Origin of the sequence: Mesorhizobium sangaii (assembly GCF_014207355.1) — a bacterium.
GTDB lineage: Bacteria > Pseudomonadota > Alphaproteobacteria > Rhizobiales > Rhizobiaceae > Mesorhizobium > Mesorhizobium sangaii.
The window spans coordinates 193451-208934 of sequence record NZ_JACHEF010000001.1; the positions used below are offsets into that span (position 1 = coordinate 193451).

10 protein-coding genes, 2 tRNA genes and 1 pseudogene are annotated in these 15484 nt (G+C 60.7%); 12 read left to right on the forward strand and 1 reads right to left on the reverse strand.

Features of this window, described 5'->3' with window-relative positions:
• The first annotated feature begins 120 nt into the window (after nucleotides 1–120).
• The 9 genes and pseudogenes from HNQ71_RS01045 (at nucleotide 121) to HNQ71_RS01085 (ending at nucleotide 13999) form a co-directional block, all read left to right on the forward strand.
• Complete coding sequence (locus tag HNQ71_RS01045) at nucleotides 121–1287, forward strand: ROK family transcriptional regulator (protein WP_184870778.1); 1167 nt, start codon at nucleotides 121–123, stop codon at nucleotides 1285–1287.
• Nucleotides 1277–2047, forward strand: a complete 771-nt coding sequence (locus HNQ71_RS01050; protein WP_184870779.1) for an ATP-binding cassette domain-containing protein — start codon at nucleotides 1277–1279, stop codon at nucleotides 2045–2047. Before HNQ71_RS01045 ends, HNQ71_RS01050 begins: the two co-directional genes overlap by 11 nt.
• Before the next feature lie 39 nt (nucleotides 2048–2086).
• Nucleotides 2087–3127 (forward strand): sugar ABC transporter substrate-binding protein, encoded by a 1041-nt coding sequence (locus tag HNQ71_RS01055; protein ID WP_184870780.1) that lies wholly within the window; start codon nucleotides 2087–2089, stop codon nucleotides 3125–3127.
• A gap of 121 nt (nucleotides 3128–3248) precedes the next feature.
• A complete protein-coding gene (locus HNQ71_RS01060; RefSeq protein ID WP_184870781.1) occupies nucleotides 3249–4244 on the forward strand; it encodes an ABC transporter permease in 996 nt (331 codons plus the stop codon).
• A gap of 13 nt (nucleotides 4245–4257) precedes the next feature.
• Nucleotides 4258–5028: an SDR family oxidoreductase gene (locus HNQ71_RS01065; RefSeq protein WP_184870782.1), complete on the forward strand. Its 771-nt coding sequence runs from the start codon at nucleotides 4258–4260 to the stop codon at nucleotides 5026–5028.
• A gap of 205 nt (nucleotides 5029–5233) precedes the next feature.
• A complete protein-coding gene (locus tag HNQ71_RS01070; protein WP_184870783.1) occupies nucleotides 5234–8251 on the forward strand; it encodes a beta strand repeat-containing protein in 3018 nt (1005 codons plus the stop codon).
• 258 nt (nucleotides 8252–8509) lie between these two features.
• Nucleotides 8510–8620, forward strand: a pseudogene (locus HNQ71_RS01075) (3-oxoacyl-[acyl-carrier-protein] reductase); the annotation flags it as partial.
• Between the two features lie 200 nt (nucleotides 8621–8820).
• Nucleotides 8821–11097, forward strand: a complete 2277-nt coding sequence (locus tag HNQ71_RS01080) for a beta strand repeat-containing protein (protein ID WP_184870784.1) — start codon at nucleotides 8821–8823, stop codon at nucleotides 11095–11097.
• Between the two features lie 640 nt (nucleotides 11098–11737).
• Complete coding sequence (locus HNQ71_RS01085; RefSeq protein WP_184870785.1) at nucleotides 11738–13999, forward strand: calcium-binding protein; 2262 nt, start codon at nucleotides 11738–11740, stop codon at nucleotides 13997–13999.
• A gap of 101 nt (nucleotides 14000–14100) precedes the next feature.
• Here the strand turns inward: HNQ71_RS01085 and HNQ71_RS01090 are convergent.
• A tRNA-Val gene (locus tag HNQ71_RS01090) sits at nucleotides 14101–14176 on the reverse strand.
• Nucleotides 14177–14394: 218 nt separating this feature from the next.
• Here HNQ71_RS01090 and HNQ71_RS01095 point away from each other — a divergent pair.
• The 3 genes from HNQ71_RS01095 (at nucleotide 14395) to HNQ71_RS01105 (ending at nucleotide 15469) form a co-directional block, all read left to right on the forward strand.
• Nucleotides 14395–14471 (forward strand) — tRNA-Asp (locus HNQ71_RS01095).
• A 50-nt stretch (nucleotides 14472–14521) separates the two neighbouring features.
• Nucleotides 14522–14857, forward strand: a complete 336-nt coding sequence (locus HNQ71_RS01100; RefSeq protein WP_184870786.1) for a hypothetical protein — start codon at nucleotides 14522–14524, stop codon at nucleotides 14855–14857.
• Between the two features lie 45 nt (nucleotides 14858–14902).
• Complete coding sequence (locus HNQ71_RS01105) at nucleotides 14903–15469, forward strand: polysaccharide biosynthesis C-terminal domain-containing protein (RefSeq protein WP_184870787.1); 567 nt, start codon at nucleotides 14903–14905, stop codon at nucleotides 15467–15469.
• Nucleotides 15470–15484 lie beyond the last annotated feature (15 nt).

Below are 15484 nucleotides of genomic sequence, written 5' to 3' on the forward strand. Positions count from 1 at the left end.
CTAGATCATCCACTGGCCCAGCCTCGTCCCCAACGGCCGGATGCGCGAATTTATTTTTGAATTCCATTTGACTGAATAAATAAGCGGTGCGAAGCTGGGCTCTCCTAAGGGGCGCACGCCATGGCACTGCGGGGGACCAATCAGGAGTTCGGGCGGCCGTACAACCGGCGCATCGTGCTTGAGTCCATCCGCCTGCAAGGACCGATCGCCCGCGGCGAGATCGCCAGGCGCGTCGGGCTCACCGTCCAGACGGTGTCGACCATCGTTCGCGAACTCGAAGAGCAGGGCTACATCCTGTCGCTACGCGAAGAGCCGAAGGGGCGCGGCCTGCCCCCGGCGACCCTGCGCATCAACCCCGAGGGCGGCTATGCGGTCGGGATCCACATCACCCCGTTCGGCATCAGTGCCGCCTTGATCAATCTGAGCGGCGACGTAATCGAGAGCACGTACCGCGAAGCCCCGAACGCGACGCCCGACCACGCCTTCGACCTGATCGGAGCAATGGTGGCTGAATTGACCAGATTGCGGGCCGGAGGGCGGGTGCTCGGGGTCGGCCTGGCCCTGCCCGGCCCGTTTGGCGTCGAATCCATGAGCTTTGTCGGCCCCACCACCATGACCGGCTGGAAGGATGTGGCGCTGCGCGAGCGGCTGGCGACTTCGACCGGACTGCCGGCCTTCTTTGAAACCGACATGGCGGCGGCCGCCATGGGCGAACGCCTCTACGGCCTCGGCGCGCAGTTTTCCGAATACTATTACCTCTATTTCGGCGTCGGCCTGGGCGGCGTCATGGTTCATGACGGCAGCGTGTTGCGCGGCGCTTGGGGAAATGCCGGCGAGGTCGGACACATTCCCGTCGTTCCGGGTGGCGAGGCTTGCCCCTGCGGCAACAGCGGTTGTCTCGAAAGATACCTGTCGCTCGAGGCGCTCCGGCGCTGGAATGGCAGTGAGGCCGAATGGGTGGCGGAAGTCGCCCCGATCTTTCGCAATGCCGTCGCCATCATCGAGAACCTGTTCGACCCCGAAACGATCATCCTTGGTGGGCTTGCCTCCACCGACCTGCTCGAACGGCTGGCCGGTTCAACCGACGGCCTGCACAATTCCGTCTCGGCGCGAAAGGACCGTACGACGCCGCGCGTCATGGTCGCGCGGAGTGGGCAGCATTCGGTGTTGCGCGGCGCAGCCGCGCTTGCCGTTTCCGGCGTGCTGTCGCCGCGCTTCGGCCAGATCTTCACGGCTGAACGCGAACGCGGGCGCGATCTTCTGAAAACCGGAGGGATTGCGGCATGAACGACCCCTGCTGGTGCTCGACAACGTCACCAAGAACTATGGCGCGATTGAAGCGCTCAAGGGGATCAGCTTCTCGATCGGCAAGGGCGAGGTCGTCGCGTTGCTGGGCGACAACGGCGCCGGTAAGTCGACGCTGGTCAAGATCATCGCCGGCGGGCTGGAGCCGACTTCCGGACGCATGCTGTTCGAGGGCAAGGAGTTCCTCGTCAGATCGCCCGCTGAGGCCAAGGCGGCCGGCATCGAAACCGTCTACCAGGACCTGTCGCTGTGCACCAATGTCGACGTGGTCGCCAATTTCTTCATGGGCCGCGAGATCACCAGGAAGGTTCTTGGCATCCCCGTGCTCGACGAGCGCGCCATGGAGGCCGTCGTCGAAAAGGCGCTGGCCAGCGCCGGCACCCGCATTCCCTCGCTGCGCACCAATGTCGAGCATCTTTCCGGCGGCCAGCGGCAAGCCATCGAGCTCAACAGGTTCGTGCATTGGGGCGGCAAGCTGGTGCTGCTCGACGAACCATTCGCCGCCCTCGGCGTCGAGCAGACGCGGCGCGGTCTCGACATGATCCGCCAGGTGGCGAGCCAGGGCATCGGCGTCGTCATCATCACCCATATCATGCAGCAGGCCTTCCAGGTCGCCGACCGGATCGTGGTGATCCGGCAAGGCGTGGTGGCCGGCGATGTCGCACGCAACAAAACAAGTCCCGATGCGGTGATCAACATGATCACCGGGGAGACGCTTGCCGGTGCCGGACCGGCAGGCTGAGGGACAAAAGAGGGGTCCGGCTCAACAGGAGCGAACCACATGAAGCGAATACTTCTTGCTGTCTTCGGTATCCTGGCACTGGCCTTTGCCACGCTTATGCCGGCATTCGCCCAGTCCAAGGGTACTGTCTACTACATGGTGCCGACATTGCTCGACGAGTTCCAGACCGGCTCGGTGAGTGCCCTGGAACTGTTCCTGAAGCAGGTCGGCTACGAGGTGAAGACACTGAACGCCGACAACAAGACCGACGCGCAGCAATCGGAGATGAACGACGTCATCGCGCTGAAGCCGGCGGCGATCATCCTCGCCGCCGTCGATTTCAATGCCCTGAAACCGTCCATCGAGGCGGCGCGCGCCGCCGGCATCCCGGTGGTCGAGTTCGACCGCCAGATCACCTCGACGCCCTCCGACTTCACTTCGGTCGCCGGAACGGTCGAGATCGGCCACGTCGCCGCGGACCAGGCCGAGAAGCTGCTGAAAGCCAAGAACGGTTCGGTGAAGGGCAAGGTGCTGCAGGTGCTCGGCGACCCCGGGGATCCCTACACGCTCGATATCCAGAAGAGCTTCGAGGAGAAGATGAAGGCGTTTCCGGACGTCAAGATCATCTCGCTTCCGGCCATGCAGTGGGAAGCCAGCAACGCCGGCACCATCGTTGCCGACCAGATGCTGGCCAACCCCGACATCGACCTGATCTTCAGCCATGCCGCGCACCTATCGGTCGCCGCCGTCGCCTCGCTCGAGGCTGCAGGCAATAAGCCGGGCGACGTCATGCTGATGAGCTCGAACGGCGCTCCGGTCGGCCTCGACCTGATCCGCAAGGGCTGGCTCAATGTCGAAGTCGAGCAGCCGCTCTACGCGCAGGCCGCTGCCGTCGCCATGTTCATGGACAAGGTCGTCAAGAAGGAAGAGATCAAGCCCGGCGAATATGACGTGCTTGGCCTGAAATCGACCGTGACCAAGGAAGCCTGGGGCCCGAACATCAAGATCCCGGGTGCCGCCATCACCAAGGAAAACGTCGACAACCCGGCCTTCTGGGGCAACCAGAAGCCGCCGACGGACACCGTCAAGCCGATCGAATAGGCACGTCGCAAAAAACGCTCCGGGCCACCTCGGTCCGGAGCCAATCCTCCGCAATTCCAACCGCGCGATCCTTCCCGAAAATCGACTTGATTTCGGGGGCATGCGCCAGCCGGATCAGCCCATGAACCCCCGCACGCGCCATGCCCTGGAGTTCGTTCTCGACAACCTAGTCTGGTTCATGCTGCTGTTCGTGCTGGTGGTGTTTTCCATCTTCATCCCGAACTATTTCCAGCTCGGCATCTTTGCCAACATCGTCGAGGCGTCGAGCGTGCTCGGCGTCATGTCGATCGGCCTGGCACTGGTCATCATCGCCGGTCACATGGACCTTTCGGTCGAGTCCGTGGCGGCGCTCAGCGCCATGGCGGTCGGCATCCTGTTCTGCTCGTCGGGCATCGGCCTTGGCGTCCAACTTCACCCGGAATGGCTGATGGTTCCGGTGTCGCTGCTGCTGGCGGTTGCGGTCGGCGGCCTCATCGGCGCCTTCAACGGCTACCTGGTGGTGCGGGTGAAGATGAGCGCCTTCATCATCACGCTGGCGTCCTACATCTGGGTACGCGGCCTCGTGCTGGTGATCTCGGGCGGCCGCTCGGCGCAGGATCTTGCGCCGGCCATCCGCTGGTTCGGCATCCAGCGCCTCATCGGACTGCCACTCACCGCCTGGATCGCGGTTGCCTGTTTCGTCATTTTCTCGCTGATCATGGCCAAGACGCCGTTCGGCCGGCATCTCGTGATGATCGGCGGCAACGAGACCGCGACCTTCCGCGCCGGCATCCGGGTCAACCGCAACCTGATCATCGCCTTCGTGCTGGCCGGCGCCATTGCCGGCCTTGCCGGCTGGCTGCTGGCGATCCGCACCTCAGGCGCCACCGCCAATCTCGGTGTCGGCCTGCTGTTCAACGCCTTTGCCGCCGTCGTCATCGGCGGCGTGAGCCTGAAGGGCGGTGTCGGCACCCTGCCCGGCGTCTATGCCGGCGTGCTGCTGCTCTCGGCCATCAACACGGCGATCAACCTGATGGGCCTGCCGGCCAACTTCACCCAGGTGATCCATGGCCTGCTGGTGCTGGCCGCCGTGTTGCTCGACGCTTTCAAGCAAACCATTCGCCAAAGACTCGCATGACAGGACGGCTAGCATGACCGGACGACTAGAAGACAAGGTGGCGCTGATCGTCGGCAGCGCCCGCGGCATCGGCAAGGGCATCGCCCTGCGTTTCGCCGAAGAAGGCGCAAAGCTGGTGCTCGCCGACACCGAGGTCGAAGCCGGACAAGCGACGGCGACCGAACTGGGCGTCCCTTTCATCCGCACCGACATCTCGATGATGACCGAGGCCGAGGCCGCTGTGGCGTTGGCGCTCGAACACCACGGCCGCCTCGACATCGTCGTGCAGAATGCCGGCATCTATCCCTGGCAGCTGATCGAAAACACCAGCGCGGAGGACTGGGACCGCGTCATGGCGGTGAACCTGCGCGGCACCTTCAATGCCACCCGCGCCGCCCTGGTGCCGATGAAGGCGCAGCACTACGGGCGCATGCTCTACACCTCCTCCATCACCGGCCCGCACGTGACCAGCCCGGGCCACGGCCACTATTCGGCCAGCAAGGCCGGCATCAACGGCTTCATCCGCGCCGCGGCACTCGAATTCTCCGGCTACGGCATCACCGTCAACGGCGTCGAGCCCGGCAACATCCTCACCGAGGCGATCGAGCTGCATCGCGGCGCGGCCTACATCAAGAACATGGAAGACTCCATACCGCTCGGCCGGCTTGGCAGCCCACGCGACGTCGCCAATGCCTTCCTGTTCCTAGCCTCCGACGATGCCAGCTACATCACCGGCACGACCATTGTTGTCGATGGCGGGCAATTGCTGCCCGAGGGCAACGACTTCCGGCTCCTGCCGCCTTGATCGTTTCCGCCCTGCGGCGCTCCGAAGCTGTAGTGCTTCCTCAAAAAAAACTTCGGCGCTGCCCAACAATACTATTGGAGCTCGAATTTCTGGGCACCTCGCTGGCGCTGAGCAGGATGACTGTACGGCTCTTTATATGAGATGACACTAATGCAACCTTAGGATACAGTTGCCGTTGGGGAATGCCAAACAACGGGAGGACCAAATGGCTGTCATCAACGGAACCGTCGGCAACGATATCAATCCCGGCGTTCAGGACCTGGTCGGCAACGACACAATCAACGCATTGGCCGGTGACGACTTAATTTTCATGGTGGTTGGCGGCAATGACCAGGTGAATGGAGGGGACGGGGAGGATGACGTTGTCTACGAGGCTTACACAAATGGCCTGACCATCAACATGCAGACTGGTGTCGTCACCGACGGCTTGGGCAACACCGATACGCTCAACAGTGTCGAGGCGGTGAACGCCAGCTACTTCGCAGACAACATCACGATGCGAAATGACGGCTTTTGGGCGTATGCCCGGGCGGGCAACGACATCATCCATATGGGATCAAACGGCGGTATGATACTGCCGGGAAGCGGCGCCGACACCATCATTGGCGGCGCCGGCAACGATTTGGTCTCCTACAGGGACGACGGTTTTGACTATGGAAATGACGTCGACGGCGGCGGCATCATCACACATGGTGCCACGATCAATTTGACGACCGGCGTTGTAATTGATGGCTGGGGCTTCACGGATACGCTGACCAGCATCGAGTATGCTGAAGGCACCCAGTTCGCCGACACCATCACCGGCACAACCGGCAGCAACTATCTTGTCGGCGACGAGGGCAACGACACGCTGATCGGCCTTGGCGGCAACGATACGCTGGATGGCAAGGAAGGTGCCGACACCATGCAGGGCGGGGCCGGCGACGACACCTACTTCGTCGACAATGCCGGCGATATCGTCAGTGAAAGCACGGCCGGCGCCGACGGCAACGATATCGTCAACAGCTACATCTCGATCAGCCTTAGCGATGGCAACCACTTCACGGGCAGCATCGAGAACGTCGCACTGCGCAGTGCGGCTTCGATCAACGCCACCGGCAACAGCCTGGCCAACGCGCTGACCGGCAATTCGGGTGTCAACATCCTGATCGGCCTTGGCGGCAACGATACGCTGGATGGCAAGGAAGGTGCCGACACTATGCAGGGCGGCATCGGCAACGACACCTACTATGTCGACAATGCCGGCGATCTCGTCGACGAGAGCACCGCCGGCGCCGACGGCACCGATGTCGTCAATGGCTATGTCTCGATCAACCTTGGCGATGGCAACCACTTCAAGGGCAATATCGAGAACGTCGCGCTACGCAGTGCTGCCTCGATCAACGCCACAGGCAATAGCCTGGCAAACATCATCACCGGCAACAGTGGCAACAACATCATCAACGGAATGGGCGGCGCCGATACGATGAGTGGCAGCACCGGCAACGACACCTACTATGTCGACAATGCCGGCGATCACGTGATCGAGGCCAGTGGTCAGGGCACTGACACGGTCAACAGCGCGATTTCCTTCGATCTCTCAGGCCAGGACCTGGAAAACCTGACGCTGATCGCCGCGGCAAACATCAACGGAACTGGCAATTCCCTCGCCAACGCTCTCAATGGCAACGCTGGCGTCAATTCGCTGATCGGCCTTGAAGGCAACGACACACTGGATGGCAAGGGTGGTGCCGACACTATGCAGGGCGGCATCGGCAACGACACCTACTATGTCGACAATGCCGGCGATCTCGTCGACGAGAGCACCGCCGGCGCCGACGGCACCGATGTCGTCAATGGCTATGTCTCGATCAACCTTGGCGATGGCAACCACTTCAAGGGCAATATCGAGAACGTCGCGCTGCGCAGTGCTGCCTCGATCAACGCCACAGGCAATAGCCTGGCAAACATCATCACCGGCAACAGTGGCAACAACATCATCAACGGAATGGGCGGCGCCGATACGATGAGTGGCAGCACCGGCAACGACACCTATTATGTCGACAATGCCGGCGATCACGTGATCGAGGCCAGTGGTCAGGGCACTGACACCGTCAACAGCGCGATTTCCTTCAATCTCTCAGGCCAGGACCTGGAAAACCTGACGCTGACTGGATCGGCGAACATCGACGGCACCGGCAATTCCCTTGCCAACATCATCACTGGCAACAGTGGTGTAAATACACTTTTGGGCCTCGGCGGCAACGACATCTTCAGAGGAGGCCTCGGCAATGATGTCATGGATGGTGGAGATGGTCTCGACACGGCCGACTACAGCAACCAAACCTCTGCTGTTGCTGTAAGTCTAACCAAGTCCATTGACGCTCAAGTCACGATCGGCGGGATCGCGGAAGATACTATTCGCAACATCGAGAATGTCACCGGCGGCAGTGGTGGCGACACATTGACCGGCGATGGTTTCGTCAACATTCTCATCGGTGGAGGCGGCAACGATACAATAAGCGGCAGGGACGGGAACGACACGCTCATTGGCGGAGACGGAAATGATATCATCAACGGCAACTCAGGCGACGACAGGCTGATTGGTGGACGTGGAAATGACACGATGAATGGCAATTCCGGCCTTGACACGGTCGACTACAGTACCGACGTCAGCAGCGGCGCCATACATGGTATCCTCGTCAATCTCTGGGGAGTCGGCTCGCAACTGGGGTTGGCAGCCGATACCGCAACGGATTCGTTTGGGAATACGGATACCGTAGCCACTATCCGCAATGTCACCGGTACGCAGTTTGCGGATCAGATATATGGCGGCGAGCATGACAACACCCTGACTGCCGGCGCGGGCAACGACATCCTCGACGGCCACCTGGGCAACGATACACTGACCGGCGGAACTGGCAGCGACATTTTCAATTTCCATACAGCGCTCGACGCCTTGACCAATGTCGACCACATCACCGACTTCTCGGTCGCCGACGACACCATCCAGGTCGACAATGCGATCTTTTCAGCGCTTGGCGGCAACGGTACACTGACGGCCGACCAGTTCGTCAAGAACACCACCGGCCTTGCCGCCGACGGCAACGACCACATTATCTACGAGACCGACACCGGCTGGCTCACCTATGACAGCAACGGCAGTGCTGCTGGTGGTGCCATCCACTTCGCCACGATTGCCGCAAACCTGGCGCTGACAAACGCTGATTTCGTCGTCGTGTGAAGAGGCAACGAAAATAGCCCGCCACATGGGGCCCGCCACATCAGGACTGTGTGACGGGCTCCCAGCGGGGGTTGTGCGGTTGCTGGCTCCAGAGCAGGTCACCGTTTCACGGAAACGGCGAACCGCTCTAACTCTTTGTTTTGACGCAATTCCGGACGGAAAACCGTTTCACATTTTTCCTGGAATTGCTTTAGGGGAAACGCCGGCGCCTGACGCTTTTATTGAAGAAATCTGGTGGGCGATGACGGGCTCGACCCGTTCCTGATCATCGCCTCCGACGATGCCAGCTCCATCACCGGCACGGCCATTGTCGTCGATGGCGGTCAACTGCTGCCAGAGGGCAACGACTTCCGGCTCCCGCCGCCGTGATCGCTGCGCCCACGGCGCTCGCAAGCTGTAATGCTTCCTCGAAAAACTTCGCGGCTGCCCAACAATACTATTGAACTCGAATTTCCAGGCACTTCGCTGGCGTTGAACAAGGTGACCCTACGTTCTTTGTATGAGATGACTCTAATGCAACCTTCGGATACAGGTTGCCCTTGGGGAATACCATACAGCGGGAGGACCAAATGGCTATCATCAATGGAACCGTCGGCAACGATGTCAATCCCGACATTCAAGACCTGATCGGCGACGACACAATCAATGCATTGGCCGGCAATGACTTCATTCGCATGGCGGTCGGCGGCAATGATCAGGTGAATGGAGGGGACGGCATCGATGTCGTTTTCTACGAGACCTACACAAGCGGTTTGACCATCAACATGCAGACTGGTGTCGTCTCCGACGGCCTGGGCAACACCGACACGCTCAACAGCGTCGAGGGGCTGAACGCCAGCCACTTCGCAGACAACATCACGATGCGAAATGACGGCTTTTATGTATTTGCCCGGGCTGGCAACGACATCATCCATCTGGGATCAAACGGCGGCACGGTATTCGCAGGTAGCGGCACCGACACCATCATCGGCGGCGCCGGCTTCGATATGGTTTCCTACAGGGACGACAGCCTTGACTATGGAATTGACGTCGACGGCGGCGGTATCATCACACATGGTGCCACGATCAATCTGGCGACCGGCGTTGTAGTTGACGGCTGGGGCTTCACGGACACGCTGACCAGCATCGAGGATGCCGAAGGCACCCAGTTCGCCGACACCATCACCGGCACAACCGGCAGCAACTATCTCGCGGGTGACGATGGCGCCGATACTATCAATGGCGGCGTGTCGGCGACTGTTGACGATTTCGATTTCTTGAGCGGCGGCAACGGCAACGACACCTTGACGGTGGTTGCCGGTACCGTGTCGGGGGACCAGGGCAATGACAGAATCATTGCACAGACCTCCGGAAACACGGACATCGACTATGTCGAGCTTCGTTATGACGGCGCGACGACTGCCGTCGTGGCCAACCTCACGGCACAGGCTCGCGCTGGCCTTGCGGCCGGATCGAATGCCATCGGTTTTGCCATCGCAGATGGGCAAGGTGGTGTCGATCGCGTATCCGGTATTCATGCCATCGACGATACCGCCTTCGGCGACACGTTCGTCGTCGATGCCTCCTTTACCAACACATTCGACGGCTACATGGATTTGTATCTCGGCGCCGGGAACGATGTCGTAAGATTCCTGGCCGGGGCCGAGGGAGGCCGGGTCAACTACAACAGCGCGGACGGCGCGGTTCTGATCGATCTGCAGGGCGGCTATGCCCGCGACATGGACGACAGCAACCTCTTCATCGGCTACGACACATTGGTCGGCGTGAACAACGCGCGTGGAACCGTGTTCAACGACGGGCTTTATGGCAACGCGGCCGACAATCAGATGCGTGGCCGCGGCGGCAACGATGTTCTGATGGGCCACGACGGCAACGACACGCTCTGGGGCGATGAGCGTGATGGTTCCAGCGACCTGAGTTACGGCAATGACTCAATTTACGGCGAAGGCGGAAACGACACGTTGAATGGCGGCCGGGGAGCCGATCTTCTGGATGGCGGCACAGGCGCCGACATCATGCGTGGAGGTGGCGAAAACGACACCTACTATGTCGACAATGCCGGCGATCAGGTCATCGAGGTCAATGGCCAGGGCACCGACAATGTCCAGGCCTATATCAGCTTCAACCTCTCCGGACAGGAACTGGAGAACCTTGCGCTGCGCAGCGGGGCTTCCATCAATGGCACCGGCAATTCGATCGCCAACATCATCACCGGCAATTCGGGCAACAACATCATCGATGGCCTCGGCGGCGCCGACACGATGAGCGGCAGCACCGGCAACGACACCTACTATGTCGACAATGCCGGTGATAAGGTGATCGAGCTCAACGGCCAGGGCACCGACAATGTCCAGGCTTACGTCTCCTTCAACCTCTCCGGCCAGGAGCTGGAGAATCTGGCGCTGCGAAGCACCGGCAACATCAACGGCACCGGCAACTCGATCGCCAATGTCATCACCGGCAATTCGGGTGCGAACGTCATCAACGGCCTCCTCGGCAACGACACGTTGTCCGGCAGCACCGGCAACGACACCTTTGTCTTCACCACGGCGCTGAACGCCTCGACCAATGTCGACCGCATCACCGACTTCTCGGTGGTCGAGGACACCATCCAGGTCGACAATGCGATCTTTACAGCGCTTGGCGGCAATGGCACGCTGACGGCCAACCAGTTCGTCAAGAACACCACCGGGCTTGCCGGCGACTCCGATGACCACATCATCTATGAGACGGACACCGGCTGGCTCTATTATGACAGCAACGGCAGCGCGGCGGGTGGCTCGACCCATTTCGCCACGATTGCCGCAAACCTGGCACTCACCAACGCCGATTTCGTCGTGGTGTGAGTAAAACAAAAAGCCGCCCCCGCGTGAGCCGGGGCGGCAATGGGTTGTCCCGGCAGAAAAACCTGAAGCGTAATCGTCGTCGTTGCGTTTGATCGTGGCGAGAATGGCGAGCTATTCCCGGCGTTCAGGCCAGCCGATCAACAGAGCGAAGACCGAACGATACGGACGGCAGGAACCCTTGCCGGCAAGCATGTCCGCGTGATTGCCTGGAGCCGCGGATCCCGTCATCGGCGAGCGGATCGGGACCACATCCAACTGACCATCAACACAATAATGCCCTCGAAGAACTCAAGAAATATTGCGAAAAAAATTTCAGCGACATCAGCCAGATACAGAGTGCACATAGACCGCATCACTCTAACTGCCAAAAGAGATTTTAAAGTGACGCCCATTATGGATGCCACGCCAGTGCTTTGGAGCACATATGTCTGTCCTCAACGTCACCGCAACACATAATTACGTCCCACATGATCTGGTCAATATTACTGCAATCAATTTCACCGGGCCGACATATGCGTCGCCGTGCTGTCTTATGAATTTGTAACGATCTTCACCGCGCTCACCGAATTCCATTTATGCCAGTGCGCGACGCCGGCTGCTGGCCATTTTCCACCACGCCGGCAGCGAAAGGGAACAAGCCATGCCTATCGGACGCATCGGACAGGACTTCATCGTCAATTCGACGGCAACAAACAGTCAGTATAGCCCCGCGATCACGGCGCTGGCCGACGGCCGCTTCGTGGCCACCTGGCAGTCCACTGATGGCGGCGACGGCGCTGGCAGCTGCATCCGCGCCCACATCTATGACGCCGATGGTTCAGCGGCCGGCAGCGACTTCATCGTCAATTCGACAGCAATGAGCGATCAATCCAACCCCGCGATCACGGCGCTGGCCGATGGTCGCTTCGTGGCCACCTGGCAGTCCGGTGACACCGGCGACGGCGATGGCTATTGCATCCGCGCCCGCATCTACAACGCCGACGGCTCAGCGGCCGGCAGCGACTTCATCGTCAACTCGACAGCAACCGGCTATCAGTCCAGCCCCGCAATCACGGCGCTGGCCGATGGCCGCTTCGTGGCCACCTGGCAGTCCTACGACCCTGGCGACGGGAGCAACAGCTGCATCCGCGCCCACATCTACAACGCAGACGGTTCAGCGGCCGGCAGCGACTTCATCGTCAATTCGACAGCAACGAGCGATCAGGCTAGCCCTGCGATCACGGCGCTGGCCGATGGCCGCTTCGTGACCACATGGGAGTCCCACGAAACCAGCGACGGCGACGGCAATTGCATCCGCGCCCGCGTCTACAACGCCAACGGTTCAGCGGCCGGTAGCGATTTCATCGTCAATTCGACGACAGTGGGTGATCCGTATAGCCCCGCGATCACGGGGCTGGCCGATGGCCGCTTCGTGACCACCTGGCAGTCCAATGATGGCAGCGACGGCGAAGGGAGCAGCATCCGCGCCCGCATCTACAACGCCAACGGCTCAGCGGCCAGCAGCGACTTCATCGTCAATTCGACGGCTGCGGGTAATCAGTATAACCCCGCGATCACCGTGCTGGCCGATGGCCGCTTCGTGGCCTCCTGGCAGTCCAGTGATACCGGCGACGGCGACGGCAGCTGCATCCGCGCCCACGTCTACAATGCCGACGGTTCAGCGGCCGGCAGCGACTTCATCGTCAATTCGACGGCAACTGGCCCTCAGTATAACTCGGCAATCACGGCGCTGGCCGATGGCCGTTTCGTGGTCACCTGGGAGTCCAGTGATACCGGCGACGGCAGCGGCAGCTGCATCCGCGCCCAGATCTTCGACCCGACCATCTTCCTCGGCACGGCCGGCAAGGACATCTGGCAGGGCAGCAATATCTTCGCAGACCACATCAACGGCGGCACCAGCGCCGACACGCTGTCGGGTCTTGGCGGCGACGATACGATCAGCGGCGATGCCGGCAACGACCTGCTCGACGGGGGCGCCGGCAGCGACAAGCTGTTTGGCGGAGCCCATAACGATACACTCAACGGTGGCGCCGGCGCCGATCTGATGAGCGGCGGCACCGGCGATGACACCTATTGGGTCGACAATGCCGGTGACAAGGTGATCGAGCTGAATGGCCAGGGCATCGACAACGTGCAGAGCACCATCTCCTTCAACCTTTCCGGCCAGGAGATCGAGAACCTGGCGCTGCGGACCGGCGCCTCGATCAACGGCACCGGCAATTCGATCGCCAATGTCATCACCGGCAATTCCGGGGTCAACATCCTGATCGGCCTTGGCGGCAACGATACGCTGGACGGCAAGGAAGGCGCCGACACCCTGCAAGGCGGCATCGGCAACGACACATACTTCGTCGACAATGCCGGCGATCATGTCGTCGAGGCGAACGGCCAGGGCACCGACAATGTGCAGGCCTGTGTCAGCTTCAATCTCTCCGGTCAGGAGCTGGAGAACCTGGCGCTGCGGACCGGCGCCTCGATCAACGGCACCGGCAATTCCATTGCCAATGTTATCACCGGCAATTCGGGTGCGAATGTCATCAACGGCCTGCTCGGCAACGACACGCTGTCCGGCAGCACCGGGCATGACACCTTCGTCTTCACCACGGCGCTCAACGCTTCGACCAATGTCGACCACATCACCGACTTCTCGGTGGTCGAGGATTCCATCCAGCTCGACAATGCGATCTTTGCAGCGCTTGGCGGCAATGGCACGCTGACGACCGCGCAGTTCGTCAAGAACACCACCGGGCTTGCCGGCGATGGCAACGATCACATCATCTACGAGACCGATACTGGCTGGCTCACCTATGACAGCAACGGCAGCGCGGCCGGTGGCTCGACGCATTTCGCCACGCTGGCCGCCAACCTCGCACTGACCAACGCCGATTTCGTCGTGGTGTGACGAGACAACGCCACATGGGCCCGCCAGAGCGCCAGCGAGGGCGATGCGGTTGCCCGTCCCGGGGCAGCGTCGGGGCTGCAGGGCTTTTGACTGAAGAAATCTGGTGGGCGATGACGGGCTCGAACCGCCGACATCTTCGGTGTAAACGAAGCGCTCTACCAACTGAGCTAATCGCCCGCTCCGGGCCGGACCTTTAAGCGGTCGAGGTCGGCTTCGCAAGGCCAAACTGAGCTGGGGATGCCCTGGTTGGAGGCTGGTTTCGGCAACAAAACGCCGGCTGTCAAAAAACCTTCTCCTGTTTGCTGTTATGCTGTCTTGCTACGCTTGACACCCGGTGGCGAACCCCTTATCCAGCGCCCCAACGACGAACACGGCTGACACGTGCTCGTCAATGCGCGGGTGTAGCTCAGTTGGTTAGAGTGCCGGCCTGTCACGCCGGAGGTCGCGGGTTCGAGCCCCGTCACTCGCGCCATTTCTCCTAAGGGTATCAAGCCCTTGGCTTCGGAGAAATGTCGACATTGATTGTCAAAAATGCTTTCTCGAAAGAGCATCTCGGATCCTTTCCAGTCTGAGTTTTCAAGGCGGCGCCTCGGGTTCCAGGCTGCCTCCTCACGGATGTTGCATGCCTTCACGGGCGGCATCCCTGGTTTCTTGCTGCCCGTCCCGACGGCGCAGGCTTGGCCGGATATTCGAAATTCCGGCGCAGACGACACCCGATCCAAATTGCGATCAACCGACACGCTTGCACGCAGCAAGTCTGGCCGCTCCATCGTTCGGAAATTCGCAATGCGCCCGAAAAAAGTCGTCGTGGCGATGCGAAGCTGGTGGCCCAATCAGGACATGCAGCGAAAATTGTGAGAGTTAGTCCGATCCGACTCGGTCAAAATAACGGGGACTTTGTTCATGAGCGATCATTCCGGGATCCGCCCAAATATTCTCGAATCCACACTTGCCGCGGCCCAGCGGGATGAACGAACTCTGGACGAGCAGCGGCAGAGCATTGCGCCTTTGGTAGACGGCATGACGTTCTTCGACAGCATCCGGCACAATGATGACCGCGGCAGCGTCACGGAGGTTTACGACCCGCGCTGGGGTTGGCATGCCGACCCACTGGTCTTCTCCTACATCTTCACAATTCGCCCCGGCCTGGTGAAGGGCTGGGGCCTGCACAAGCTGCATGAGGATCGCTATTTCGTGGTCAGCGGTGAGTTGGAACTGGTGCTTTATGACCCTCGCCCCGAATCCAGCACATATGGCAAGATTTCGAAGGTTTACCTCTCCGGCAATCGTCCACGCCTGGTCAATATCCCGAAGTTTGTCTGGCATGCCGACCGAAACATCGGAACGTCCGAAGTGGTGGTCATCAATTTCCCAACGATACAGTACGACCACTCAAATCCCGACAAGTACCGACTGCCCATCGACACCGATCTCATTCCCTATGATTTCGGCAGCGCGAAGGGATGGTGAGCAAGCCCCGCTTTT

Coding starts and splice junctions, on each gene's coding strand:
- HNQ71_RS01045 (WP_184870778.1), top strand. CDS start 121: ATGGCACTGCGGGGGACCAATCAGGAGTTCGGGCGGCCGTACAACCGG.
- HNQ71_RS01055 (WP_184870780.1), top strand. CDS start 2,087: ATGAAGCGAATACTTCTTGCTGTCTTCGGTATCCTGGCACTGGCCTTT.
- HNQ71_RS01060 (WP_184870781.1), top strand. CDS start 3,249: ATGAACCCCCGCACGCGCCATGCCCTGGAGTTCGTTCTCGACAACCTA.
- HNQ71_RS01065 (WP_184870782.1), top strand. CDS start 4,258: ATGACCGGACGACTAGAAGACAAGGTGGCGCTGATCGTCGGCAGCGCC.
- HNQ71_RS01070 (WP_184870783.1), top strand. CDS start 5,234: ATGGCTGTCATCAACGGAACCGTCGGCAACGATATCAATCCCGGCGTT.
- HNQ71_RS01080 (WP_184870784.1), top strand. CDS start 8,821: ATGGCTATCATCAATGGAACCGTCGGCAACGATGTCAATCCCGACATT.
- HNQ71_RS01085 (WP_184870785.1), top strand. CDS start 11,738: ATGCCTATCGGACGCATCGGACAGGACTTCATCGTCAATTCGACGGCA.
- HNQ71_RS01105 (WP_184870787.1), top strand. CDS start 14,903: ATGAGCGATCATTCCGGGATCCGCCCAAATATTCTCGAATCCACACTT.